The organism is Mesorhizobium sp. M0621, from assembly GCF_040320745.1.
Lineage (GTDB): Bacteria > Pseudomonadota > Alphaproteobacteria > Rhizobiales > Rhizobiaceae > Mesorhizobium.
The window spans coordinates 43,791-69,281 of the sequence record NZ_JAMYQF010000003.1 but is presented as its reverse complement, the minus strand read 5'-3'; the positions used below and the strand labels follow the sequence as shown (position 1 = coordinate 69,281).

Genomic DNA, 25,491 nt, shown 5'->3' with positions numbered 1-25,491 from the left:
TCTATCTCGCCAACGTCAGGTCGACAAAGCCGTCGACGAACAAAGACAGCATGGTTCCGATGGCAAAGTAGAAGATGATCATGCCGCCGGCGATGATGAAGGGCTGGGAGATGAAATAGATCGGGATCTGCGGGGTCAGCTTGTTGACGAAGCCGATCGTCAGATTGACGAGAATGGCATAGGCGACGAACGGGCTGCCGAGGCGGATGACCAGGAAGAACGTGTCCGACACCGTGTCGGTGACATCGATCAGTGCGGCCTGGGGATTGAAGAAGATGTTGACCGGCGCGACGGTGTAGGAGGAAACCAGCGCGCGCACGATCTCGTGGTCGAAGTCGAACACGAACAGCATCAGTAGCGCCGAGAACGAGATGATGGCGGCAAGGGCCGCCTGGGGTTCGGGCTCTTCGATTGCCGGTCCGCCGGTGCCGCCATAGCCGATCAGCATGGCGATGGCCGAGCCCATGAAGCGCAGGGCTTCCATGTAGAGCCTAGTCATGGCGCCGATCAGACCGCCGACCAGAAGTTCCGAGATGATCATCGGCACCAGGATCTGCGGGCGAGGGTCGACGAACGGAAAGATCTTGTCCCACAAGAAGGCGAGCAGGCCGCCGGTGGCGGCGACCGCCACGAACAACCTGACCTGCACCGGAATGCGGGCGCTGGACAGGCCCGGCATCAGCATGAAGCAGGCGCCGATGCGGCAAAAGGCGAGGAACGCCGCGATGACGACGCCTTGCGAAAGCACGCTCACGATATGGTTCCGAGCACCCTGATCTCGACGCCCTTGGCGATTTCGACGTGGCTGAGCACCGGCAGCGTGGTGAACAGCCGCTCGATGATCATGCGCACATAGGGGCGGGCATCGGGCGCGGTGACCAGCACGAAACGCTCGCCGGCTTCGAGAAATTTCTTGATCGCCTTGGTCGCGTCCTGGCCGAACTCTTCCAACTGGCGCGGGTCGATGTCGAACTCGCGCACCTCGCCCTTGGCGTCGCGCTTGAGGCTCTGGTGAAAGGCGAGGTCCCAGCGGTTGCCGAGGCGCAGCACCTTCAGCACGCCGCCCTCGGAGAGGTCGCCGCAGATCTGCTGTGCCATGCGGATGCGGACATGCTCGACGATCTGCTCCGTGCGGCGCACATGCGGCGCGATCTCGGCGATCGCCTCGATGATCAGGTGCAGATTGCGGATCGAGACGCGCTCGGCGAGCAGCAGCTTCAGCACCGCCTGCAGGCCGGGATAGGAGATGTGCGTGGTGCAGATCTCGTCGGCGAGCTTGCGATATTCCTGGTCCTGCCGTTCGAGCAGCGCCTTCATGTCCTTGTAGGACAGAAGCTGCGGCAGGTTGTTGCGGATGACCTCGGAGAGATGGGTGAGCAGCACGGACATGTTGTCGGCGAAGGTGTAGTTCTCGCGCTTCAGATCCTCGGCGAAGGCTTCGACCACCGAATAGGCGCGCATGCCGAAGGCCGGCTCGCGGATTTCCTCGCCCGGTATTTCGGGGACGTCGCGGTTGCCGAGCAGCACCATGATCTCGCCGACGCGCATCTGGTATTCGGCGACCACGGTGCCGTGCACCTTGATCTGGTAGCTCTTCGGCGGGATGGCGAAATCGTCGGCGACACGCACTTCCGGAACGACGAAGCCATATTGGGTGGCGAATTTCTTGCGCATCTTCCCCATGCGGAAGACCAGTTCCTGATGCGACGTCAGCAGCCTTGTCGACAGCTGCTTGCCGATCAAAAGCTCGATCTCGGCGGTAGCGAGCGAGGCCTTGACCGAATTCTTCTCCTCCTCGACCTTGGTCGCCTTTTCCTGATCCTTGATCGCTTCGGCTTCGGCGAGGACGCGGTTGGCGCGCATCGGGATGATGTAGCCGAGGCCGGCCATGCCAGCGGCGAGCGCAAAGAACGGAAACAGTGGCAGGCCGGGCATCAGGCCCAGCAGCACCAACAGCGATGCCGCCACGTACAGCGCGCGCGGGTGGGCGCCGAGCTGGCCGAACACCGCCTGGTTGGTCGAGCCGCGGGTGCCGCCCTTCGAGACGAGCAGACCGGCGGCGAGCGACACGATCAGCGCCGGGATCTGGGTGACGAGGCCGTCGCCGACCGACAGCTTGATGAACACGTCGGCGGCTTCGCCCATGCCCATGCCGTGCCTGATGTAGCCGATGGCGATGCCGCCGACGATGTTAATGGCGGTGATGATGAGGCCGGCGATGGCGTCGCCGCGGACGAATTTCGAGGCACCGTCCATCGAGCCGAAGAAGGAGGACTCTTCCTCCAGTTCGCGACGCCGAAGCTGTGCGGTCTTGTCGTCGATCATGCCGGCAGAGAGGTCGGCGTCGATCGACATCTGCTTGCCGGGGATGGCGTCGAGGGTGAAGCGGGCGCCGACCTCGGCGATACGGGTGGCGCCCTTGGTGATGACGATGAAGTTCACCACGATCAGGATCATGAAGACGATGAGGCCGATGACGAAGTCGCTGGCCATCACCAGCTTGGAGAAGCCGGCGATGACATAGCCGGCGGCGTGCGTGCCCTCATTGCCATGCGACAGGATCATGCGTGTAGTGGCTATGTTGAGCGATAGCCTGAGCATGGTGGCGATCAGCAGCACGGTCGGGAACGACGAGAAATCGAGCGGCCGCTGGATCCACAGTGCCACCATCAGGATCAGCACCGAAAGCGCGATCGAGAAGGCGAGGCCGATGTCGATGAGAAAGGCCGGGATCGGCAGGAACAGCACGGCCAGGATGATGACGATGCCGATGGCGAAGAAGACGTCGCGACCGTTCTTGGCCACCGCGCCGGGCTGAATGCTTTCGCTGATCGCCATGTCGTCCCCAAAATTGCAAGCCTGCCGAGCGCGCGACAGCCCTGTGAGGGTAGCCCGCCAAGCTTGCGCGAGGGTGGGAGACTGGCTAGTTCAAACGATCATGCGCGGGTGGCCGTGCGGGCCGGCTTCGCAAAGAAAGGGAAAACGCATGCTTCTGATCATCGGCACCATTCGCCTGCCGCCAAACAAATTGGAGGAAGCGAAGCCCGCCATGGAACGCATGGTTTCCGGCAGCCGCGCGGAACCCGGTTGTATCGAATATTCCTACGCGCAGGATGTCTTCGACGCCGGACTCATCCGGGTCACAGAAGTCTGGAGCGACAGGGCAGCGTTGGACGCGCATTTCCGCTCGCCGCACATTGCGGACTGGCGTGCGAGTTGGGCGGCACTTGGCATCGGCGAGCGCCACCTCGTGCTCTATGAAGCCGGCGAGCACAGGCCGACCTGATCGGTCTGCCATAATGGCACCTCCTCTGTCGCCATTGTGGTTGCCATGCCGTGCCGCCGGGCGTATCAGGCGGGCTTTCCACTGCCTTTTGTGATATCGGCGAGCCGCCCCGGTGCTTTCCAGAAACCACAGCGAAGTCTACGCCCGCCGGCTGCGCGCGGTGCTGATCAGGTCGCTGCCGCTGCTAGAGGCGCGCGGCATAGCGGTCGTCATCCTCGCCGGAATCGTCGGGGCAATGGCGGGCATCCTGGTCACGGCGATGAGCCAGATCGTGCAGGACCTGCACGGGCTGTTGTTCGGCGTCCAGCCCGGCGGCCGGCTTTCCGGCATGTTCTCGCTTGCCAATCCGATGCAGGCGCTGGTGCCGGCGATCGGCGGCATCCTGCTTGGGCTGACGGTGATCTGGCTCCGGATACGGAAATTCCGCACGCCGATCGACCCGATCGAAGCCAACGCGCTCTATGGCGGGCGCATGTCGTTGACCGACACCTTCATCATCGCCGGCCAGACGATGATCTCCAGCGGCTTTGGTGCGTCGGTCGGGCTGGAGGCCGGCTACACGCAGGTCGGGTCCGGCCTGGCGTCACGGCTGGCGCGCTTCTTCAGGCTGCGCCGCAACGATGTCCGCATCCTGGTCGGCTGTGGTGCGGCCGGCGCCATAGCGGCCGCCTTCGATGCACCGCTGACCGGCGCCTTCTATGGCTTCGAACTGATTATCGGCATCTACTCGGTCGCCAATGTCGCGCCGGTCATGACAGCCGCGATATCAGCCTCGCTGGCCGCCGAGATGTTCGGCGGCGTGCCGTTTCCGCTCGAGCTTTCGGGCCTGCCGGCGCTCACCGCCAGCCAGTACGTGCCGTTCCTGCTGCTTGGCCTGCTCGGCGGGGCCGTCGCGATCGCCATCATGCATCTGGTGACGCTTATCGAACGCGGCTTTGCCAAGCTGTCGATCGATGCGTCGCTGCGCCCCGTCATCGGCGGCGTCATCGTCGGCTTGTTGGGGCTGATCACGCCGCAGGTCTTGTCCAGCGGCCACGGCGCGCTGCATCGCGAATTCTCGATGAACTACGGGCTGGCCGTCGTGGCCAGCGTCTTCGTGCTCAAGCTGGCGGCATCGGCGGTCTCGCTGGGTTCGGGCTTTCGCGGCGGGCTGTTCTTCGCCTCGCTGTTCCTCGGTGCGCTGCTCGGCAAGGCATTTGCGGACGTGATGGTCGTCGTCTCGCCGGCTACGGGCATCGACCCTGCGGTCGCCGCCGTCGTCGGCATGACGTCGCTCGCCGTGGGCGTCGTCGGCGGCCCGCTGACGATGACCTTCCTGGCGCTGGAATCGACCCGCGACCTGACGCTGACCGGTGTCGTGCTGGCGGCCTCGATCATGTCGGCCATCCTGGTGCGCGAAACCTTTGGCTACTCCTTCTCGACATGGCGCTTCCATCTGCGCGGCGAGACCATCCGCAGCGCCCACGACGTCGGCTGGATGCGCAGCCTCACCGTCGGCTCGATGATGCGCAAGGATATCAAGACCATCCATGCCTCGACGACGCTGGCGGCCTTCCGCAAGGAAGTGCCGCTCGGCTCGGCCCAGCGCGTCATCGCCGTCGACGCGGGCGACCATTATGTCGGCGTGCTGATCGTCGCCGAACTGCATAGCGATCTCTCCGATGGCGAGGTGCCGGTGCGCGATCTCGCCAAATACAAGGACGCGGTGCTGGTGCCGAGCATGAACGTGCAGGCCGCCGCCGAAACCTTTCAGCGTGCCGGCGCTGAAGAACTCGCCGTTGTCGAGGATTTCACCGACCACATCGTGCTGGGGCTGTTGACCGAAGGCCATCTGATGCGGCGCTATGCCGAGGAACTCGACAAGGCACGTAGGGACCTGTCGGGCGAGGGGTAGCGGAAGCCAAGCTGGATGCCAGAGAGGGCAGGCGCGGTTGCGAGGCCTAATGCTCGATCGGCCCCTTGGCCATCACAAGAGCCGTGCCGGCGGTCGTCGGACGCTCGATCATGCGCCGCACGCGCGGCGGCTCGTCGCCGCTGTGCAGCGCCCGCACGCGCTCGCCGATGACGGCGTCGGCATGGGTGATGCGTCCATTGTGGCGCACATATTCGATCCAGGTTGGCGTGTGATAATGCTCGATCCAGATCGCCGGATTTTCCAGGTCACGCGCCAGTGTCCAGTTGCGGGCGCCGTCACGGCGGCGGATGCGGCCGCGTTCGGCCATGGTGGCGAGGAACTCCTGCACGTCCTCGTCGCGGATGATGTATTCGATCATGATGGCGATCGGCCCGCTGCGCGGCTTCAGGTCGAGCGCGAGGTGTGGTTCCCTGAAGCGGTTGAGCGGGTCGAGGTTGAGCACCTGCTGTTGCGGCAGCGGCAACAGCAGGCCGATGGCGCCGCCGGCCAGCATGGCGATACTGGCGGCGATCAGCGCGGTTTCGGCGCCATGCGCATCGGCGACGACGCCCCAGATCCAGCTGCCGAATGCGATGCCACCGAAGGTCGCGGTCTGATAGACTGACAGCACCCGGCCGACCACCCAGCGCGGTGTCGCCATCTGTACCGTGACGTTGAAATGCGACAGTGCGATCACCCAGCAGGCGCCACCGACAAGCAGGCCGAGCGACGTCTGCCAGGCATGATGGCTGACGGCGGCATTGAAAGCGCAGACGGCAAAGCCGGCGAAGGCTGAGCGCACCATCGTCTCGCTGGACAGCAGCTGCCGCAACCGCACGCTGATCAGCGCGCCGCCGACCGCGCCGATGCCGAAGGCGCCGAGCATGATGCCGTAAGTCAGCGCGTCGCCCTTGACGACATCGCGTGCCACCAACGGCAGCAATGCCAGCACAGCACCTGCGCTGAAGCCGAAAGCGGCACCCCTGACCAGCACCTTGCCGATGTTGGGCGACATGGCGACATAGCGCAGGCCGGCGCCCATGGCGGCACCCAGCGACTCGCGCGGCAAGGTCGATACCGGCACGTCCGGCTTCCAGCGGGCCAGCACGACGATCAGGCCGATATAGCTCACCGCGTTCGCCGCGAAGGCGGCCGCTGCGCCGGCCGCGGCGACGATGATGCCGCCGATCGCCGGGCCAACACTGCGCGTCAGATTAAAGCCCAGGGAATTGAGCGCGACGGCGGCCGGCACCTTGTTGCGAGGGACGATGTCGCCGACGGAGGCCTGCCATGACGGGCTGTTGAGCGCGGTGCCGCTGTCGATCAGGAAGGTGAAGGCAAGCAGCGTCCACGGCGTGATCAGGCCCGAATAGGTGAACAGGGTCAGAAGTACCGAGACGACCAGCATGAAGGTCTGGGCGACCAGCATCACCTTGCGCCGGTCGAAACTGTCGGCGATGGCGCCGGCCACGAGCGCAAACAGCATGATCGGCAAGGTGGTCGAAGCCTGGACCAGGGCTACCTGATAGGGCGAGGTGGCGATCGTGGTCATCATCCAGGCGGCGCCGACGCCCTGGATCAGGCCACCGAAATTGGAGACGAGACTTGCGCCCCATACGGCGCGGAAGATGCCGTGCCGGAACGGCGCCAGCGCCGAGACGCTCTCGCTGTCCGGCTTTTCGTCAATCATCGGGGGTTCCTGCCATGTCGTGCCGATTCGTCAGACGATCCGTTTGCTCAGACCGTTTGCCGAAAGTAGGGCATGGCGCCGCAAAGGGCGAATGTCTTTCGAAAAAGCCCATGGTCCAACAATGGGATAGAGGAGGTCCACGCCCTGTCTCCCGGCATGCCCGGTGCGGTTAGGGTCGGCGGACATCTGTCTTCTGTCTTCGCGCAATGCGGACGGCATGTCGCGGCACACTTTCCTGGAACTGGCTTCAGAACCCGTTCTGGATGCGCTCGAAGATGACGTTGGTGAAGGCCGATATCTGGCTGCCGATGAAGGGGCCGGTCAGCGCCACCACCAGCATGATGGCGACGATCTTCGGAACGAAGGTCAAGGTGATCTCCTGGACCTGCGTCAGCGCCTGGATGAGGGCGATGCCGATGCCGACCACCATGGCGACCAGCACTACCGGGGCGGACGCGGTCAGCACCGTCCACACCGCGTACTGGACGATGTCGAGAGCGTCGGCCTCGTTCATGGGACTGGCTCTCTGTCGAAAGCGTCAGCTCGCTGCCTTGACCGAGACTCCCGGGCCGACCGCGACTTCGGTGCCATTCTGCAGCACCGCGATGAGACCGCTGCTGGCAAGGCGCACCGACGCCACCGTGCCCGTCGTCTTGCCGTCGGCGGACGTTATCGAGCGCCCGATCAGCGCGTCGGCCTGCGACAGCGCCGACGACTGCATGATCTGGTCGAGCTTGGTGTTGCTTTGCACCGATTGCTCGACCTGCGAGAAGGTGGCGAGCTGGGCGACGTACTGCGTCGAGTCCATCGGCTTGGTCGGATCCTGGTTCTTCATCTCGGCGATCAGAAGCTTAAGGAAGGACTGGTAGTCGACCGCGGTCTTCGAAGTCGACGCGGTAGCCTGGTTGGCGCCGGTCGGTATCGTCGTCGTCATGTCCACATTCATTAGTATCGTGCTCCCACAGCCAGCGGGCGCTCGGCACCCGGAACGTCGTCATTGCCACCCAGCGCGCGGCGTTCGAGCGGATAAAGCGCACGGATCGCCTTCAGCGCCTCGTAGATATGATCCTCACCGACCATGCGGTCGATCTGTTTCAGCGCGCCGCAGATCTGGGTGTCCTCGAAGCTTGCCAAAAGCAGCGGCAGCGAACGGCGGAACATGTCGCGCGCGGCGGCCGCGCCGGCCGGGTTCATCAGCATGACCTGCAGGATGAAATACAGCTGCTTGAGAGGCGTCGAGGCATCTTCGGCCTGGATCACGTGGCTTTCGAGCAGGAACTGTACGTCGTTCATCAATTCGACCGTGACCTTGCGGTCGACACGGATGACGGCGCCGTTGATGTAGATCTTTTCGTTCGGCTTGAGCGATATCTTCAGCGTGTTGGTCATTGAATGCCGTCCCTGATGATCTGGGACACTTCGATCAGCCCTTCGAAATTGTTGGTGCGGCCCTGGCGAACGTCTTCCGCCTCGCGCAGCAGCCACAGGCCGATGGAAATCAGGTTGGCGCGCAGTTCCTTGGGCAGGGCGTTGTCGCTGGAGCCGAGATCCTCGACGAAGGCGGTCCAGACGCGGTTGGTGAAATGCAGCGCCTCGATCGCTTCCATCGAACCGTGGCCCGCCGCCGCCGCCGCCGCCAGCATGTCGATCGAGCGGGTCAAGAGTTCGCGCTCACGGTCCTTCGCGTCGGCAACGGAGGTGCTCTGGATGTCGGCGTAGGAGAATTGGTACATCGTTGGGGCTCTACCGTTCCGTTTAGAGTTGTCAGGTCAGGTAATTCAACAGGCTGAGTTGCTGCAGGCGCGCGGTCAGCGCGAAGGATGTTTCGATGTGCTGTGTCAGGTCGGCGACCCGGGTCGCGGCTTCTGCCGGATCGACGGCTTCCAGATCGAGAATGTGCCGTTCGAAAAGATCGACCTGCGTTTTCATGCGGTCATTTGCATCAGAAACCCGCTTCTGGACGATGCCGGTCTCGGACTGAACCTGGGCAATGCCGCTCAGCGCTTCGCCGACGATTGCCGTCGAGCGGCTGACGACCGTATTCTTCGCCGCCTGGCTGATGTTGCTGGACATCAGGCTGGAGACCATGGCTGCGGCCATTGCGAGCTTTTGAATGCCGTCGCTGTTGGCGCTGGTCGAGGTCGGCGTGGTTTCGTTGAGGGCGATGCGGCTGACGATCTGCTGGTCGGTGGCATTCGACCAGTTGCCTTGCCAGCCCGCGCCCATGAATTGCGGGACGACGTCGTTGGTGATGAAATCGTCCATCTGGGCGGCGGTGATGTCGGCCGCGAGCGGGTCGTCCTGGGTGAAACCAAAATTGGCGACGAAGGAAGCATCGAACGCCGCCTTGGCGGGCGAGCCGGCGGCGGTGAAGTCGTTGATCGGCTTGACGTCGGTATTGGTGCCGGCGAACAGGTATTCGCCATTGACGCTGGTGTTGAGGATCGAGGTCAGCTGCTGGATGGTCGCCTTGCCGGAGGATTGGGTGAGATTGTTGGAAGAATCGCTTGATGAAGCGGTGGTCAGGGCGGACAGAAAGGTCTGCGCTGCGCTGGACAGCTGACTAAGCGAGGTCTGCGTCGAGGAGAGCCGGGCGCCGACCAGGCCGTTTGAATCGATGATGACATTGAGCCGGTCGAGATCGCGCGAGAATGTGACGGACTGGGCTGTGCGCCCCCCGAGAGCCAGGCCGACATCGGCGACCCTGCCGGTCGAGGCTTCCTTCGTGACTTTGACAAGTTCTGCCTGCATGCGCATCTGCTGGGAGCGCATCGCGTTCGATATGGCCGCTGACGAGACTGAAGTCATGGATTATCCCACCGCGTTGAGCAAGGCAGTCAGCATGTCGTCGACGGTTTTCATCATCCGGGCCGATGCCTGATAGGTGTGTTCGAGGTCGAGCAGCAGCGACATTTCCTGGTCGACATTGACGTCGGTTGCGTTGGACAGCGCCTCGGCGCTGCGCGAGGCCAGCGCTTCCTTGGCGTCGGAAGCGGTCGACGCCTGCTGACGCACGCCCTCGAACCAGCCGATCGAATTGGCGGCGTAGTCGGAAACGCTGGACGTTGCCGAAACCCCCGCGGCGGGGTCGAAAGTCATCGGCTGGTCGAGCCGGTCGCCATAGGCAACCAGAAGGGTGGAATAGGACGCGCCGCCGCCGGTGTTGGCGACATAGGCGGCACCATTGGCGCCGCCGTCACGCAGCAACGTCGGATTGCCACCGCTGCTCGGGTCCATCGCCGCATTGACGCTGATGGACGCGGCAAGGCCGTTGACCAGCGTGCCCGCGGCCGGGATGGCCGGCGCGCCCGACCAGGTGAACAGGCCGGTTTTGTTAGGCTGCGATGGCGCCGTTTCGGCAAAGGCGGTGATCAGGCCGCGCGCGGTCTCGTCGAGCTGGCTCTGCATGGTCGAGGCGACGCCGTCGCGCAATTGCAGCAGGCCGGCGAGTGTGCCGCTGGCGCTGGTGTTACCGCCGGCTCCCGCCGAGATCGGCACATTGTCGATATAGACGGCATTGCCGGCGGCACCCGCGGTATAGCCGGCCGACGCTGCGAAGGTGACCGTGCGCGGTATCGTCTCGAACAAAGTCGTGCCGTCGCCGGTGGTGATGACCATGTCATTGTCGCCACGCGTGAAGGTCGACACCGGGACATAGTTCGAAATCTTCTTCAAAAGCGCGTCGCGCTGGTCGAGCGCGTCGGAAACGTCGGTGCCGGAACGGGTTCCGGACATGACCGCGGTGTTGGCATCCTGGAACTGGCTGAGCAGCGAGTTCAGGTCGTCGACCGCCGTGGCGATCTGGCCGTCGGTCTGGGTGCGGAAATCCTGGACGGCCTTGGAGCCCTCATTGAGCGAGCGCACGACCTGTTTGGCTGCGTCGATGACGCTGGCGCCGAGGTTCTGGTTGGACGGCGAGGTGGCGTAGAGCTGCAGCGCCTGCTGCAGGTTGCCGATAGCGGTCGAGGGCGAGGACGCATTGTCGACGCCGTTGACCGCAACGCCCAGCTGATCCATGCCGCTGTAGAGCGCGTTCTGGCCGCTCCAGGTAGACAGCGCGGCGAGGTTCTGGCGGAACAAAAGGTCGTTGGTGGCGCGCTGGATATCGACCGAACGCGCGCCCGGCGCCGTGCTGGTGACGACGGCCTGGCGGCGCGAATAGTCCGGATTGGAGGCGTCGGCGACGTTGCGCGAGACGACGCTGGTCTGTCGCGCGGTGTTCATAAGCGCCGACTGGGCGATACTCAATGCGGTAGACAGTGACATGCGCGTCTTTCGCGGGCGGTGCCCGTCTTATCTCTTCAGGTTGACAAGGACGTCCATCAGATCGGAACCGGTCTGGAAGACTTTCGAATTGGCGGTGTAGCTGCGCTGCGCCGCGATCATGTTGGTCAGTTCTTCGGCGATATCGACATTGGAATTCTCGAGTGCGCCGGAGATGATGGAGCCGAGCTTGCCCTCATTGGCAAAGCCGACACGGACCGCGCCGGATTCGGTGCCCTGCGAGTAGACATTGCCGGGTAGTGCGGTGAGCTGGTCCGGGCTCTGCACGTCGGCTAGCGGAATCTTGTAGAGCGGCTTGGTGGAACCGTCCTTGTACTGGGCGTAGATGGTGCCGTCCTTGCTGATCTGGACCTTGTCGATGGTGCTCGGCGCGTTGCCGTTGACCTGGGCGTCGGAAACGGTGAAGCCGGTGCCGAGCTGGGTCAGCGCCGACAAGTCGAGTTTGAGGGTGGCGCCGTTCGGTACGGGGAATGAAACGCTGGTGGGCGTGCCGGTGAGCTTGCCGGTGGTGGTATCGAAGGTCAGGTTGGCCGAGCCCAGAAAGCCGCCGGCGGTATAGGGGAACGATGTTCCGGGCGTGGCCTTCGACTGATCGAAGACCGCCACCTGCCAGGTGCCGGTGCCGGTGTTGGTGAAGTAGACGTCGAGCAGCTTCTTGTTGCCGAGATTGTCATAGGCGACCATCGAGGACTTCGACGTGTATTGCGCGCCCGCAGCATTGGCGGCGGGCAGGTTGGCGGTCGCGACCGGTGTCGCGCCTGCCGGCAGGTTGCCGGCATAGCTAGCGTCGGTGCTCGGCGTTGCGGTCATTCCCTGGTCGGAGATGACAACCGGAACCAATCCCTCGAAGCCGTTGACCGTCGCTGCCGGCACACCGTTCTCGTAGCTATAGGCCATCAGCTGGAAGCCGGCCGAGTTGACCAGCCTGCCCTGCCCATCCGGAACGAAGGCGCCGGCGCGGGTCAGGTAGGGCGTACCGCTCGGATCCTGAACGACAAAGAAGCCATCGCCGCTGACGGCTAGGTCGGAGACCGAGGTCGTGTACTGAAGGACGCCTGGATCGCTGACCGCCTGACGGATCGTCGTGGTGACGCCGCCGGAATTGTAGGCGCCGCCCGTCGACGGCATGACCAGCGTCGAAAATTCGGCGGAGGACCGCTTGTAACCGGTGGTGTCGGAATTGGCGATGTTGTCGGCGACCGTCGATAGGCGGTTCGCCTGCGCGTTCATGCCGGAAACGCCGGTTCGCATCATTCCGTAAAGGCTCATCGAAACGTCTCCGCTGTGTCCATGCCACTGGCGACGAGGCTACGCGTGTTTTCTTGCGCGAGGCTGGCGCGGCGCTGCATCAGAAGACGAGCCGGTAGCCAAGGAAACGCTTGGAATCGATCGGGTCGGTGCCCAGCTTTTCGCGCAGCTTCTTGCGCAGTTTGCTGATGTGGCTTTCCACCACGTTCTCCTCGACCTCTTCATCGAAGATGCCGTAGATGGCATTGAAAACCTGGGTCTTGGTGACGCGACGCCCGCGATTGCTCGCCAGATATTCGAGGATGCGGCGCTCACGGCGCGGCAGGGGCAAGGGCTGACCATCGATCTCGGGGTCGCGCCCGTCCATGAAGATGCGCATGGCGCCGATCTCGGTGTAGGCGACGTCTTCCTGGGCGCGGCGGCGGATGGCGGTGATACGGGCCAGGATCTCGCGGATGTGGACGGGCTTGCGAATGACGTCGTCGACGCCGCTCTCGAACAACCGCAGCGTGTTCTCCAGCGAATGCTGTTCGCTGAGCGCAATGACCGGAGCGCCGGTGCGGTCGCGGATCTGGCGGGGAGAGATGGAGCCTTCGCGGCAGTCGCCGATGAGGAAGGCTCGGACCGAGCGCAGATCGGTGTCGGCGGCCGAGCTCACCCACTCACCGAACTCGCCGGACGCAAAGCCCGCACAGGCGATGCCTTCACGATCGAAAAGTGAGTTGTATCCCTCTGTTACGAGCTCGCGCTCGTCAACGATAACAATCATCGGCCCCGCCTTCCGAATCAAATCATTTGCCCGTGAAGAGAGGCGTATCCGCTGGCGAGAATCCTGAACAACCGTCATTTCTTGTAGCTAGTTTCTTGGGAGTCTGGAATCGTATCGGTTGCATTAGCGTGCAGCCAGATATGTTTTCGGGGGCAAGTTTTGACCAAGTGAACCGACAATTCCGGGTTGTGCGGTTGCTTTATTAGAAGCGAAAAATACGCTTATGGGTTGCAGAAGCCGCGGGCGTTCGCGGTCCATTTTCCAAAGCCGGTAGCGACCATGTTGGCAATGACACGGCAGACATAGATCTTCTGCGCCGGATCGTTGTCGGGACCGGCATGATAGCGGGCGACGGCCATCGACCAGGTCTCGTGACGGGCATGAAGGCTGGCCAGGAAGCGCGCCGCATAGTCGACGTTCTGACGTGGGTCGAGCATGTCCTCGACGCTGCGAAAATGCGACGCGTGGTAGTGGTGATTGATCTGCATGCAGCCCAGATCGATCAGCGTCTTGCCCTCGCGCCGCGCATTGGCGAAAGCGGCAAGGGCCTCGGTCCGGCTCCTCGGGAAGACTGCTTTTCCCTCTATATTCAAGGCGTTGGGCTGAAGGCTTCCCTTGTTGCCGGTCTCCGTCAAGCCAACCGCATAGAGGATGCCGGCGGGCACGCCATAGCGATCGGCGGCGCGCAGGATCTCCGGCTCGCAAGGGTTGTTAGCGGCTGCGGCAGCGCTTGCCGCGCTAGATAAAGATATCGCCGCCAGCGCGCTCGCGAGAAGGCGAAGTGCCGCGGCCGTAGTCCTGCGCGTCATCGTTGCGTTTCCCTGCGGATTGCTGACCCGGTTGCTGGCTGCCCGCTCCACCATTGCCGCCGCCCGAATTCCCCGGCTGGAAAGATGATGGATCGCGGCCTGCTGCCGCCGGCAAAGGGGCGGTTGCATCGGCGCGGGTTGCGGCTGGAATTGCTACTGAAGGTTGCAAGATTGTGACCTTGTCAACCTCGAAGCCGAGCCCGCGCAGCGATTTGATGATGGCCTCGCTGTCGGCGGACAGCCGACGGTAAGCTTCGTGCGTTTCAGGCTTCAGCTCAATCGAAAGTTGTTCTCCGGAGAGGCGGAGATGGGCAGTCACCATGCCGAGTTCGGCGGGATGAAGTTCGATCTTCAACACATGTGTCGGAACGGCAACAGGGCTGGCCAGCTGGGCGGCCGCGGATGAGACCGAAAGCGCCTTTTGCGGGCCGCTTTCGGCGGCTATGGCGTTGATCACATTGAGGGCTGCCTGGCTGACGGGACTCTGCGGCGGTGCGGGAAAGCTCTGTTCGGACACCACGTCCATGCGCGCGGACAGGGACTGTTTTCCCGCTTCGGGCCGTATCGCGGACTGGACGTCCTCGATGCTTTTCATCGCCGGCTCGACGTGCTTCGACTGTACGCCGGGCACGTCGGCAGCCGGGGCGTCCGGCAGCTTCAGGGCCGCCACGGTATTGTCGCGTTTCGGCGCGCTGGAGGCAGCGCCTGGCGGTTGACTGTCGAGTTCCGTCAGAGGCCCGTCGACGATCGAGGCCTGCTCTGGCTTCGACACGGTGTCGAGAGCCTCGCGTCCGGCCGTAGACTTCGACCGGTAGGTCTTTGGCAGTGGAGCCTGCCCGCCGAGTGCCGGGTCCGACGGGCTCTCGCCGGATGCCGCGTCGCGCCCGGATGCCTTGGCCGTTGTCGAGAAATGGCGCAGGTCATGAAACGCGATCAGCAGCGGCAGGTCGTCCTGAAGCGGCACGGCATCGGCGTCCGGCGCCGTCTCTTCGGCGTCGGCTTCGTCCTTGTGCGCCTTTGCTTCCAGGCCGTCCTTGCCGATTTTCACGGTCTGCGCTTTGGCTGAGATAACCTTTTCAGGCTCGGCCTTGCCGCCATGCCCGGCAAGGCCGGCGGCGAGCTTGCCCCAACGCTGCTCGCGCGATCCCGCCTCGGTCGTCGGCTGCCGTTCAGGGCGAGCAGGCGCCGTGTCGCCGCGCAGCATCTTGCCGAAACCGGCGTCATCGTTCCTGCCATTCGCGGCAGGTTGATCCGACGTCGCGCGCGCGGAGGCAAATCCCGGCAAGGCCGAGCCGAGGCTAGTGGTCATTTGGGGGCGGCTCCAAGCATCTGGTCGATCAGGTCGAGCTGTCGACGTGTTCTGGTCATGGCGGCGTCGGTCGGATCGGCGGGCTCCGGCCCGGCAGCGGGCGCCGGTGCCGCGGCCGGCATGACGGTCGCTGCGCCGGCGGATGCGGCTGCAACCGCCGGCGCGTCCGGCGCATTTGTGGCTGGTCCGCCGGAGGCCGCAGTGACGGAAGGTTGTTCCGAGATCGCGCCTTCGACCGGTGGCAGTCCGCTGTCATCGGTGCCTTGCGCCGTGGCGATCTCGGGCACCGGAGGTTGCTCGGCCGCAGCAGGGACAGGCTTTTCCTCGGGAAGGGCGGCTGGCGGCGCGACGACTTCGCCGGCAATGGCCTGCGCGGCGTCGAGCAAGGCGCGGTCGCCTTCCGACAACCTGCCGCGGTCGATCTTGCCGAGCCTGGCGCGGACGTCCTCGATGGTGCCCGAGGTGACGGTGGAAAGGCTGGCATAGAGCAGGGCGCGTGGGTCGTCCTGGTTGGTGTTGCCGTTACGACCCTGCTCGGCCCGCGCCGAAGCGAAGGCCGACAGGTCGTTCAGGCCGTCGATCGCGGCGCGGCGGGCAATGCGCAGATAGATCACTTTCTCGCGTTCGGGATCCATCATCGAGGTGATGTCGGCGAGCTTGTCCTGGCTGATCGACATGTGCAGCGCGATGACGCCGGAGACGAAAGAGTCGGCGAACTGGCTGGCATAGGGCGAATAGAGGTAGCGCTCGACATACTGGGTGGAAGCAAGCGCAAAGCGTGCCGCATCACCTTGCGCGACCGCAATGCCGACCGAACGGCGAAGTGCTGCTTCCTCGACCAGCGTGCCGGGGCTGAGCAATCTTGCCTCATCGAGCAGACCGAGTGCGGCCGCCGGCTGGTCGCCGGCAAGCAGCGAGCCTTTGACCAGGGCAAGGAAAGCGCCGAGATCGGGAGGCAGCGCCATCGGATCTATCGGCCTCAAGGCTTCGATCGCCTCGCCGGGCCGGCCGTTGAGGTAGTCGATCACCCCCTTGGCTATGGCAAGGCTTTGCGGGTCGGTCGTGGCGCGCGACGTGGCGGCCTCGACGGTCACCGGGTTGCCGCCGCTCATGCCGTAGACAAGCAGGGCGCGAAAGTTCTTTGGGTCCTTGTAGTCCTCGGCATCCGCCGCGCGCAGGCGCGCATCCGCCATCTCCAGCAGCTTGGCCTGCATCGGCAGGGCGGCATGATCACCGGCGGCTATGCGGTCCTGGATGAGCTGCAGCGAGCGCACCAACTGATACGGCTGCAGCGCATCCTGGGCGAAGCCGGCCGACGGATGTCCGCCGGCCAGCAGCAACAGGCCAATCAGCCGGCTGGTGACGGCCGCTCGCCTCATCCGCCGGTCGCCATCAGGATTTCGATGCGGCGGTTCACGGCCGCCAATGGATCCGCGGGGTCCTTCGGCTGGCGGTCGGCGAAGCCGGCGACCTCGGTGATGCGACGTTCGTCGACGCCGCCACGCACGAGCATGTAGTAGGCGGAATGCGCGCGCGCCGTCGACAGTCGCCAATTGTCGTAGCTGTCGCTGCGGAACGGCCGGGCATCGGTGTGGCCGTTGATGCTGATGGTACCCTTCTGGCTGTTGACGATGCGGCCGATCTTTTCCATCGCCAGCACAAGTTCGCGGCGCGGCAGCGCCGAGCCGACCTCGAACATGCCGAAGTCGAACTGGTCGGTGATCGAGATGACGACGCCCTTGTCGGTGGCTTCGACCGAGACGCCGTCGTGCAGCTTGTCGCCGGGTTTGAAGGCATCGGCCAGCTGCCGCTTGACATCGGCCGCGGCCTTGATGGCGGCGGCGGTCGGCGCCTTCTCCTCGGTGTCGGGCTTGGCGGCCTCTTGCGCGTCGGGCTCGGCCTTGGCCGCGTCCGTGGTTTTTGTCTCGTTTGGCTTGGTGTCGCCGGCCTTGGCCATTGCCGTGGCGGGGTTCGCGGCCTGCTTGCCGGTTGCGTCCTTGGCCAGCGGCTCCAGCGGTGCGGCCGCGACAGGCGGCACGGCTTTGACTTTGAGCGCTTGCGTTTCGGCGGTCTTGTCGCCGGGCTTGGCCGGATCGCCCTCGATCCTGGTGCGTTCGGCACTAGCCTCGGCGCCGGGCGCCGCCACCTGCTGCGACCAGAAATCAGGCTCGAAGGGATCGCGATAGGAGGCGCCGCCAGAGGCGCCTGTCGCCGGGCCGGCGGCCTGCACGCCGCCGTCGCCCTTCTGGCTGACATTCTGCATGACACCGGTGTCGGTGGCGATTTCCGAAAGCACCGCGTAGGGATCGGCGAACAGATGCTCGTCGGAGTGTTCCGCCTGCGGGAGTTCTTGCTTGTCCTGTTTGCGGTCCGCCGAGCCATCGCCGTCCTGGCCGGCCTTGTTGGTCGCCTTTTGCGGATTGTCGGCCGTCGTCCCGATCGCGCGCGGACCGTCGCCGAGGTCCTCCAGGCCCTTTCGGCTCGAATTGCGGTCTACCAGCTTGACCGGGTTGAAGTAGCTGGCGACGGCTGCCTTGGTCTGTTCGTTGGCGGCGTTGATCAGCCACATGACCAGGAAGAAACACATCATGGCCGTCATGAAGTCGGCAAAGGCGATCTTCCAGACGCCGCCATGGTGGGCCTCGTCGTGGTCGTCATGACCGCGCCGCACGATGATGATTTCGTGGGGTGTGTGTCCAGCCTCGGCGACGCTCATGCCAGGACCTCTGAAAGGGTCGTCGACCATTCGGCCATTCGCGTCTCGAACACCGCTTCGTCGATGGCGACGGTGAGGTCGAAGCCCGGTGCCTCGACGAAGTCGAGATTGGCGGTGCGGGGCCCGAGCGATGCCTTCAGTGTCTCGAACAGCGAGAGCGGCCCGCGCACGACGATGCGCACCGCTTCGGCATCGCCGACCGCCTCGCGTATCGCGCTGGCGAGCACCTCGATCGAGCGTTTCTGCAGATCGTCGCTGACGATGCCGCCGATGATGCGGGCGACCGTGGTGGCGACAAGCCCGGTCACACGCGCCTCCATGGCATCGATGCGCAACGAGACCGCCTTGCCGACATCGTCGCCGAGGCTTTCGAGAAATACCCTTGCTTCCTCTGCATGGGCCTGGCGTTCGGCTTCAAGCGCGGCTTCATGCGCGATCGACAGGCGTGTCTCGAGCGCCGCCTCGGCCTGGACGACCGCTTCCGCGATCAGCGTGCCGATATCTGCTTGCGGGGCAGGCGTCTCGGGTTTGTGTTGGGGATCGACTGCTGCCCGGGGCTGACCGGCACGTTGCGTGCGGGTACCGAAATCAGGCAGAAGGTCGAAGAGGGCTGCGGAGACCATGGTTTATACCGCGACTTCCTGGGCAGCCCATTTGCGCAGGATCTGCGCGGTGCGTTCCTCGTTGAGGTCGACCATTCGGGCAAGCCGATCCTGCGGCGCCGGCCTGATCTTCTGGCGAAGATCGTCGAGCGGTGTGGGACCTGGGCGCGAGCCGGGCAAGGCGGCAACCGTGGCACTCTCGGCGGCGGTCGTGGCTTCCGGCGTCGGCAGCGAGCGCTGGACATCATCGAAGCTGGGGCCTGACAGAGCCGGTGACGCCTTTGCCGTCAGCGCCGACGCCATCGGCCTCAGGCCAAAGAAGGCGACCAGGAACACCACGACGATGAAGGCCCCGGCGTTGATCAAAGTGCCGGCGTGCTGGCCGATGGAATCGAGCATTCCAGCCTCCGGGATCGCCTCGCCATCCAGCCCGTCGATGAACTCGACTGCCGAGACGTCGATGACGTCGCCGCGCTTTTCGTCCAGGCCGGTGGCGGAGGTCACCATCTTCTGGATGTCGGCGACACGCTTGGCAATCTGCTCCGGGGTGGCGTCCTTGCCAAGGATGGCCGTCAGCCGCTGCTGGTTGACGACGACGGCGATCGACATCTTGGTGACGCTGTAGCCGTTGGAGACGGTGGCGATCTTCTTCGAATTGATCTCGTAATTGGTGATCTCTTCCTTGCGGTCGTTCTGCGAGGAGGATTGCGGACCATCGGTGGCGGTTGCCTGGGCCTCGGGCAGGTTCTGCTCGACGCTTGCCGGGGTGGAGGCCTGCTTCTGATTGTTGTTTTCGTTGGCGCGCACCGACTGCACCGAGCGCTCGACGCGGGAGTTCGGATCGAAAATGGTTTCTTCGGTCTGACGGGTGTCGGTGTTGACCTCGGCCTTGACGCTGGCGCGGAAGTTGTCGGGGCCAAGATAGGCCGTCAGCGCGCGGCGGATGTTGTCGCCGATCTGCGCCTCGACGGTCTGCTCGACGCCGAGCGTACGGGCGGCGCTGGTGTTGGAGGGATCATCGCCCGCGGCCAGCAGATTGCCGCTGGAATCGAGCACCGTCACCTTGTCGGCCGACAGGCCGGGGACGGCGGCGGCTACGAGATGGCGGATCGACATAGCGCTCTTCTCGGCGTCGATGCCGGCGTAGCGGATGACCACCGAGGCGGAAGGCTGCTGCTCATCGCGGCGGAAATTGGCGCGTTCGGACATGACGATGTGGACGCGCGCCGCCTTGATGCCCGATATCGACTGGATGGTGCGGGCGATCTCGCCTTCCAGCGCGCGCACGCGGGTGATCTGCTGCATGAAGGAGGTGAGGCCGAGCGAGCCGACATTGTCGAACAGTTCGTAGCCGGCATTGGCGCTCGTCGGCAGACCCTTTTCGGCAAGCAGCATGCGCGCCTGTGCGGTGGTGCCCGCCGGCACCAGCACGGAGGTCCCGTCGGCGCCAACGTCGAAGCCGATGCCGGCTTCGCCCAGCACCAGCCCGATCTGATTCACGTCGGCGCGGTCGAGCCCGACATAGAGCGTGTCGTAGGCGGGGCGGTTGAGATAGACCGAGGCGATGCCGATGACGCCCATCACCAGAACGGCGATGCCCGCCAGCATGGCAAGGCGCTTCACGCCAAACCCGCGGAGATTCGAGATGATGCTCTGGATCTGTTCCGGCACGGTTCAACGACTCCCAGCATGATTGTCCGCCGGAACAGTAGTCCTCGAAGCTTGTGCGAAAATGAAAGCGGGCCGCGCTTGCGGCGCGGCCCGTCAATCGAGCAGGGATCGCGCCGATGGCGCCCGCGATCAGCTCTTGAACAGCGACAGGATCGACTGCGAGGCGCTGTTGGCGATCGACAGCGCCTGGATGCCGAGCTGTTGCTGAACCTGCAGGGCCTGGAGGCGGGTCGATTCCTTGTTCATGTCGGCATCGACGAGCTGGCCGACGCCGCGGTCGATGGAATCGATCAAGCTCTGGGTGAAGGTCTTCTGCAGGTCGATGCTGCTCTTGGCCGAACCGAGGATGGTGGCGGAATCGGTCAACTGAGCCATGACCTTGTCGATCCTGGTCACCATCTGCGTGATGATGTCGTCGGTTACGCCGGCCGCCGTGATGTCGAGGTTGTAGGCGGAAATATTGTCGACCTTGGCGACTGCTCCCGCCGCCGTCTGGCCGGCGGCGTTTGCGGCGATGTCCGTTCCTCCGCCCGCGATCGAGGCCGTATAGGCGGTGTCATAGAGGGTCTGGGCGGCTCCCGTGGCATAAATGGAGGTCTGGCGATCGAGGGTGCCTTGGTTCTTGACGTCGGTGGCCAAGCCGTAGTCGAAAAGCTTGGTGCCCTCGACATCGATATTGATCGTTCCGATCGAGATGGCGCCGGATGAGGAGCGATTGAACGAGGACACGATTTGGGAGTCGGCCTGGACGCCATCGTTGGCGGCGGCGACCTGCTTGGAGGTCACCGCGAGGAAATTCGAGCCCGAGAAGGTCGCCGCATCGGCAAATGACTTCATCTGCGCCTGAAGCGCCTTGATCTCGGTCTGGGTTTTTGCCTTGGCGGCATCCGTTTGACCGACCATGGACAGCACCTTGGTCTTGATCTGGCCGATCGTCGTCAGCACATTGTTCATGCCGGTATAGGCGGTATCGACTTTCGAGGCGCCGAGGCCGAGTGCATCCTGCACCGTCGACAGGGCCTGGTTGTCCGAGCGCATCGTGGTGGCGATCGACCAATAGGCGGCGTTGTCCGAGGCCTGCGAGACCCGGTAGCCGGTCGATATGCGGGCCTGCGTCTGCTCGAGCGATTTGTTGGTGGCGCTGAGGCTTTGAAGTGCGGTTAACGCCGAAGCGTTGGTCATGATGCTCGCCAAGAAAGTCGCTCCTTCTCAAAAGCCGACATGCTCAGACATGCCGGATAGGCCTGTTCAACGGGTGGCATTCTGCCGAGAGGCCGATTCGCCAACTGTCGTAAGCTATTGGTTAACCATAACTAGCGCGGCATGGTTAACAGCCTGTTAAAAGCTGGCTTTTGAGAGTTAAGGAACGAGGATTGCGCGAGGCTGGAGCAAACGCAAATCGGGCCGCGCTTTTGGCGCGGCCCGATTTTTAGTGCGAACTGTGGTTGAGCGGAAGCGATTAGCCGCGGAAGAGCGACAGGATCGACTGCGAGGAACCGTTGGCGATCGACAGCGCCTGGATGCCGAGCTGCTGCTGGACCTGCAGCGCCTGCAGACGGGTCGATTCCTTGTTCATGTCGGCATCGACGAGCTGGCCGATACCGCGATCGATGGAGTCCATCAGGCTCGAGGTGAAGGTCTTCTGCAGGTCGATCGAGCTCTTGGCGGCGCCGAGCTTGGTGGCGGCGTTCGTCATATCCTTGAGTGCGGCATCGACGACGTTCATCATCTGCTGGATCTGGGTGTCGCTGGCGGCAACGCCGCCCACGGAGATGGCCAGGCCGGCGACCGAATAGGTGTCAGTGGCCGCCGCGGCAGCACCCAACGTCGGGGCCGAGGCGGTGGCGACGGCAGCGCCGGTGGTGCCGAGGCGGGCCGTGTCGAGGATGCCCTTGGCGGTCGGCGCGGCGCCGGCATCATAGAGCTTGATGCTTTCCACGTTGACGTCGATTGTCGAGATCGAAACCGCACCGGTGGCGCTGCGGTTGAAGGCCGAAACGATCTTGATGTCTGCCGCCGTGCCCGAAGCCGTGGACACCGACAGCATGTTGGTGCCGGAGAAAGTGGCGCCGTCGGCGTAGGCCTTCAACTGCTTCTGAAGAGCGGCGATTTCGACCTGGGTCTTTTCCTTGGCGGCGTCGGTCTGACCGTAGGAGCCGGTCAGCTTCTGCTGGATCGCGTTGATGGTGGTGATCGCGCTGTCCATGCCGGTGTAGGCGGTGTCGACCTTCGAGGCGCCGAGGCCGAGCGCGTCCGAAACGGTGGACATAGCCTGGTTGTCGGAACGCATCGTGGTGGCGATCGACCAGTAGGCGGCGTTGTCGGAAGCCTGCGAGACCTTGTAGCCGGTCGAGATGCGGGACTGGGTGGCTTCGAGATTCTTGTTGGTGGAGTTCAGGCTCTGCAGCGCCGTCAACGCGGCGGTGTTCGTCATGATGCTGGACATGGCTACTCGTACCTTGATTTTACAGGTGTTCTTTTTACATACCGGGCTTCCCGGTATGACGGTGCGGCATCATGCCCATGATCTCTGAAATCGATCACCCGCCATCTGCGAGCGAATATGCGGGCAAGTCCCTACCAAAGGGATAAACCGGACGGTTAATCGAAAATATATTGCTTGAAATTCCGCGCCTGACCAGCGAGGCAGCGACCAGTTGCCAGGGATACGTTGCCGGCGGTCAGTTGAACGAGCGCACCAGGCTGCCGACAAGCAGATTCCAGCCGTCGATCAGGACGAAGAACAGGATCTTGAACGGCAGCGACACCACCGTCGGCGGCAGCATCATCATGCCCATCGCCATGGTGATGGTGGCGACGATCAGGTCGATGACCAGGAATGGCAGCACGATCAGGAAGCCGATCTCGAAGCCGCGCCGGATCTCAGAGATCATGAAGGCGGGCACCAGGACACGCAGGTCGACAGTGTCGCGCGAAACGGTCTGGCCGCGCTCGCGGGCGAGATCGGCGAAGAGGTCGAAGTCCTTGTCGCGCACATTGCGCAGCATGAAGGTGCGGAACGGATCCGAAATCTTGTCGAAGGCTTCGGTCTGGGTGATCTGGTTGTCCATCAGCGGCTTGACGCCGGTGTTCCAGGCCTGATCGAAGGTCGGCGCCATGACATAAAAGGTCATGAACAGCGACAGTGAAATCAAAATGAGGTTTGCCGGCGTCGACTGCAAGCCGATGCCAGCGCGCAGGATCGAGAAGGCGATGACGAAGCGAGTGAAGCTCGTCACCATGATCAGCAGGCCCGGCGCCACCGACAGCACGGTCAGCAGGCCGAACATCTGGATGATGTAGCCGACGGTGGTGCCATCAGCCTTGCCGATGCCGCCTAGATCGAGCTGCTGGGCCGTCGCGACGGATGTGGCGGCGGCGATCATCGCCGTGGCGAGAAGGAACTTTCTCATTCGAGCAGCAATGTCCTGATGAGAACCTGTTTGGCGTGACCCTGGCTGCGGATCGAGGCGCGTTCCTCGAGATCGGCCTTCAGGTGCTGGTAGCCGCTGGCGCCCTCGATCTGATGCATCTTCAAGGTGCGCACCAGGGCCAGAAGATCCTGGTGGATGTCGTCCGACATTGCCTGTGGCTGCGGCCCGTCATAGACGACGGACACCTCCATTCTGATCCAGGTATCGGCAGGCGAGGCGATGTTGGTGGTGATCGGCGCCAGTACGACGAGCGTCGGTCCCACGCCTGGCTGCTCGGCCGCAGCCTGCTGCTCGGTCTTGCCTTGGTTCTCGGGCGCGACCGGCACCGTCGGCGGTGCGCCGACGCCCTTGAGGTACCCGCCGGACATCCAGCCCATGCCGATGGCGGCCGCCGTCACAACCAGCAGCATGCCAGCCTGGATGGCGAGCGAAGGACCCTTGCGCGACTGAACCTGTTCGACATTTGCCACGGTGCCGTGTTCCCCAATCCTAGAACGGAAGAACCTGGTCGAGAATCTGCTGGCCGTAGGCAGGTTGCTGGACCTCGGTGATGCGGCCGCGTCCGCCGTAGGAGATGCGGGCTTCGGCGATGCGTTCGTAGGGAATGGTGTTCTCGGCGCCGATATCGGCCGGCCGCACGATGCCGGCGAGTGTCAGCACCCTGAGCTCGGCGTTGACGCGCACTTCCTGCGACCCCTTGATCATCAAGTTGCCGTTCGGCAGGACATCGATGACGATGGCGGCGACATTGAGTTCCAGGGTTTCCGATCGCTTGATCTCGCCATCGGCCGTTGTGTCCGTGGTGGAGTTGAGAGAGCCAGCACCCTTGCCGGCGGTGCTGCCAACCTTGTCCCATTGCGCGCTGATGTCGAAACCGAGCTTGCGGTTGGCGGTGCGGCTCCTGTCGTTCTGGTTCTTGAAGTTGGCCCGGTCATTGATCTTGATCTTGACGGTCAGGATGTCGCCTTGGGACAGCGCCCGCGGGTCGGTGAACAACCGGCTCTGGCGGTCATCCCACAACGAGAATTTCCTGGGCGGCGCCGGCGGCGTTTCCGGATAGCGATAGAGGGAGCCGGAGCTGGCGTCGTCGATGCCGGAGCCGACCGGCGACAAAGCCGGCTCCCTGCCGACTTCCTTCAGGTTGGTTCCGCAACCGGACAGCATGGCGACCGCGCACAGGACGAGCATTTTGCGGATCATGACGGATCTACCCTTCGGGCTGCGCTGGCCATGATGCCGGTGAGCGTCGCCGCAGCCTTCTGGTCCATTTCGTTGAGGATGACGCTCGCCTTGCGTGAATCGAGCTTCATCAATATGGCCGCCGCCAGATCGGCGTTGACGATGGCCAGCCGCTCGGCAGCGGCGTCGGGTTTCATGCCGGCATAGATCTGGACGACGCCGTCTTCCGCCCGGGCCAGGAAAACCTCGCGCCGTTTCAGCCAGGTCTCGTATTCAGCTTTCTTTGCATCCAAGGCTTTCATGCGCTCGTCAATGCCGGCCTGGAGTTGCTTCAGTTCCTCAGCCTGCAAGACATAGCGGCGGTCGCGGGCGGCGTCGGCGATGTTGGAGCAGAAGCGCTCGATCTCGCTTTGGTCGGGTGCCTTTTCCCGCGTCAATTGCTGCGGCGTCGCCGCGACCGGTGCTCCCGGCAAGACCTGGCGGACCGTTTCCTCGCCGCGTGCGGCATCGTCGGCAAAGAGCAGAGCCGCGAGAACGGCGGTCGCGAGCAGAATCGCGCCGGGGCGATGTCTTTCATGGCGTGAGAAGGAGCGCGTCATC

25 protein-coding genes are annotated in these 25,491 nt (G+C 64.0%); 2 read left to right on the top strand and 23 right to left on the bottom strand.

Annotated features, from left to right (window positions below):
• Position 1: 1 nt before the first annotated feature.
• Both fliR and flhA read right to left on the bottom strand, forming a co-directional pair.
• Complete coding sequence (gene fliR / locus NKI38_RS03070) at positions 2–754, bottom strand: flagellar biosynthetic protein FliR (protein ID WP_352654671.1); 753 nt, start codon at positions 752–754, stop codon at positions 2–4.
• Positions 751–2,838: a flagellar biosynthesis protein FlhA gene (gene flhA / locus NKI38_RS03065; RefSeq protein WP_352654669.1), complete on the bottom strand. Its 2,088-nt coding sequence runs from the start codon at positions 2,836–2,838 to the stop codon at positions 751–753. The genes fliR and flhA overlap by 4 nt, the downstream gene beginning before the upstream one ends.
• Positions 2,839–2,986: 148 nt before the next feature.
• On the opposite strand from flhA, the gene NKI38_RS03060 reads away from it, so the two are divergent.
• Both NKI38_RS03060 and NKI38_RS03055 read left to right on the top strand, forming a co-directional pair.
• Positions 2,987–3,286 carry a putative quinol monooxygenase gene (locus NKI38_RS03060; RefSeq protein WP_352654667.1) on the top strand — a complete coding sequence of 100 codons (300 nt, stop codon included), beginning with the start codon at positions 2,987–2,989 and terminating at the stop codon, positions 3,284–3,286.
• A gap of 112 nt (positions 3,287–3,398) precedes the next feature.
• Complete coding sequence (locus tag NKI38_RS03055) at positions 3,399–5,180, top strand: chloride channel protein (protein WP_352654665.1); 1,782 nt, start codon at positions 3,399–3,401, stop codon at positions 5,178–5,180.
• A 46-nt stretch (positions 5,181–5,226) separates the two neighbouring features.
• On the opposite strand, the gene NKI38_RS03050 is transcribed toward NKI38_RS03055, so the two are convergent.
• From NKI38_RS03050 to NKI38_RS02950, 21 genes are all read right to left on the bottom strand, one after another.
• Positions 5,227–6,870, bottom strand: a complete 1,644-nt coding sequence (locus NKI38_RS03050) for an MFS transporter (RefSeq protein WP_352654663.1) — start codon at positions 6,868–6,870, stop codon at positions 5,227–5,229.
• Between the two features lie 247 nt (positions 6,871–7,117).
• Positions 7,118–7,384 (bottom strand): flagellar biosynthesis protein FliQ, encoded by a 267-nt coding sequence (gene fliQ / locus NKI38_RS03045; RefSeq protein ID WP_023761707.1) that lies wholly within the window; start codon positions 7,382–7,384, stop codon positions 7,118–7,120.
• A 24-nt stretch (positions 7,385–7,408) separates the two neighbouring features.
• Positions 7,409–7,816, bottom strand: coding sequence for a flagellar hook assembly protein FlgD (gene flgD, locus NKI38_RS03040; RefSeq protein WP_352632652.1), 408 nt, complete (start codon positions 7,814–7,816; stop codon positions 7,409–7,411).
• Positions 7,816–8,259 carry a flagellar biosynthesis repressor FlbT gene (flbT, locus tag NKI38_RS03035; protein WP_352654661.1) on the bottom strand — a complete coding sequence of 148 codons (444 nt, stop codon included), beginning with the start codon at positions 8,257–8,259 and terminating at the stop codon, positions 7,816–7,818. The genes flgD and flbT overlap by 1 nt, the downstream gene beginning before the upstream one ends.
• Positions 8,256–8,603: a flagellar biosynthesis regulator FlaF gene (gene flaF, locus NKI38_RS03030; RefSeq protein WP_352632654.1), complete on the bottom strand. Its 348-nt coding sequence runs from the start codon at positions 8,601–8,603 to the stop codon at positions 8,256–8,258. The genes flbT and flaF overlap by 4 nt, the downstream gene beginning before the upstream one ends.
• A 31-nt stretch (positions 8,604–8,634) precedes the next feature.
• Entirely contained in the window at positions 8,635–9,678 is a 1,044-nt protein-coding gene (locus tag NKI38_RS03025; protein ID WP_352654659.1) for a flagellar hook-associated family protein, read from the bottom strand.
• A gap of 3 nt (positions 9,679–9,681) precedes the next feature.
• The gene (gene flgK, locus NKI38_RS03020) at positions 9,682–11,136 is read right to left on the bottom strand and encodes a flagellar hook-associated protein FlgK (protein WP_352654657.1); all 1,455 of its coding nucleotides are present in this window, start codon (positions 11,134–11,136) and stop codon (positions 9,682–9,684) included.
• A 27-nt stretch (positions 11,137–11,163) separates the two neighbouring features.
• Entirely contained in the window at positions 11,164–12,423 is a 1,260-nt protein-coding gene (locus NKI38_RS03015) for a flagellar hook protein FlgE (RefSeq protein ID WP_352654656.1), read from the bottom strand.
• A 79-nt stretch (positions 12,424–12,502) separates the two neighbouring features.
• On the bottom strand, positions 12,503–13,171 hold the full coding sequence (locus NKI38_RS03010) for a response regulator transcription factor (RefSeq protein WP_352632692.1): 669 nt from the start codon (positions 13,169–13,171) through the stop codon (positions 12,503–12,505).
• 221 nt (positions 13,172–13,392) lie between these two features.
• Positions 13,393–13,980 carry a transglycosylase SLT domain-containing protein gene (locus tag NKI38_RS03005; RefSeq protein ID WP_352654654.1) on the bottom strand — a complete coding sequence of 196 codons (588 nt, stop codon included), beginning with the start codon at positions 13,978–13,980 and terminating at the stop codon, positions 13,393–13,395.
• Complete coding sequence (fliK, locus tag NKI38_RS03000; protein ID WP_352654652.1) at positions 13,910–15,289, bottom strand: flagellar hook-length control protein FliK; 1,380 nt, start codon at positions 15,287–15,289, stop codon at positions 13,910–13,912. The genes NKI38_RS03005 and fliK overlap by 71 nt, the downstream gene beginning before the upstream one ends.
• The gene (locus NKI38_RS02995) at positions 15,286–16,668 is read right to left on the bottom strand and encodes a MotC family chemotaxis protein (RefSeq protein WP_352654650.1); all 1,383 of its coding nucleotides are present in this window, start codon (positions 16,666–16,668) and stop codon (positions 15,286–15,288) included. The genes fliK and NKI38_RS02995 overlap by 4 nt, the downstream gene beginning before the upstream one ends.
• A complete protein-coding gene (locus NKI38_RS02990) occupies positions 16,665–18,005 on the bottom strand; it encodes a MotB family protein (RefSeq protein WP_352654648.1) in 1,341 nt (446 codons plus the stop codon). The genes NKI38_RS02995 and NKI38_RS02990 overlap by 4 nt, the downstream gene beginning before the upstream one ends.
• The gene (locus tag NKI38_RS02985) at positions 18,002–18,628 is read right to left on the bottom strand and encodes a hypothetical protein (RefSeq protein WP_352632662.1); all 627 of its coding nucleotides are present in this window, start codon (positions 18,626–18,628) and stop codon (positions 18,002–18,004) included. The genes NKI38_RS02990 and NKI38_RS02985 overlap by 4 nt, the downstream gene beginning before the upstream one ends.
• A 3-nt stretch (positions 18,629–18,631) precedes the next feature.
• Positions 18,632–20,278 carry a flagellar basal-body MS-ring/collar protein FliF gene (fliF, locus tag NKI38_RS02980; RefSeq protein ID WP_352654646.1) on the bottom strand — a complete coding sequence of 549 codons (1,647 nt, stop codon included), beginning with the start codon at positions 20,276–20,278 and terminating at the stop codon, positions 18,632–18,634.
• A 129-nt stretch (positions 20,279–20,407) separates the two neighbouring features.
• Positions 20,408–21,472 (bottom strand): flagellin N-terminal helical domain-containing protein, encoded by a 1,065-nt coding sequence (locus NKI38_RS02975; protein ID WP_352632664.1) that lies wholly within the window; start codon positions 21,470–21,472, stop codon positions 20,408–20,410.
• A 265-nt stretch (positions 21,473–21,737) separates the two neighbouring features.
• Complete coding sequence (locus tag NKI38_RS02970; protein ID WP_352632665.1) at positions 21,738–22,724, bottom strand: flagellin N-terminal helical domain-containing protein; 987 nt, start codon at positions 22,722–22,724, stop codon at positions 21,738–21,740.
• A gap of 235 nt (positions 22,725–22,959) precedes the next feature.
• Positions 22,960–23,691, bottom strand: a complete 732-nt coding sequence (gene fliP / locus NKI38_RS02965; RefSeq protein ID WP_352632666.1) for a flagellar type III secretion system pore protein FliP — start codon at positions 23,689–23,691, stop codon at positions 22,960–22,962.
• The gene (locus NKI38_RS02960) at positions 23,688–24,182 is read right to left on the bottom strand and encodes a flagellar basal body-associated FliL family protein (RefSeq protein ID WP_352654644.1); all 495 of its coding nucleotides are present in this window, start codon (positions 24,180–24,182) and stop codon (positions 23,688–23,690) included. Before NKI38_RS02960 ends, fliP begins: the two co-directional genes overlap by 4 nt.
• A gap of 19 nt (positions 24,183–24,201) precedes the next feature.
• Entirely contained in the window at positions 24,202–24,912 is a 711-nt protein-coding gene (flgH, locus tag NKI38_RS02955) for a flagellar basal body L-ring protein FlgH (protein WP_352654642.1), read from the bottom strand.
• A complete protein-coding gene (locus NKI38_RS02950; RefSeq protein ID WP_352654641.1) occupies positions 24,909–25,490 on the bottom strand; it encodes a MotE family protein in 582 nt (193 codons plus the stop codon). Before NKI38_RS02950 ends, flgH begins: the two co-directional genes overlap by 4 nt.
• Position 25,491 lies beyond the last annotated feature (1 nt).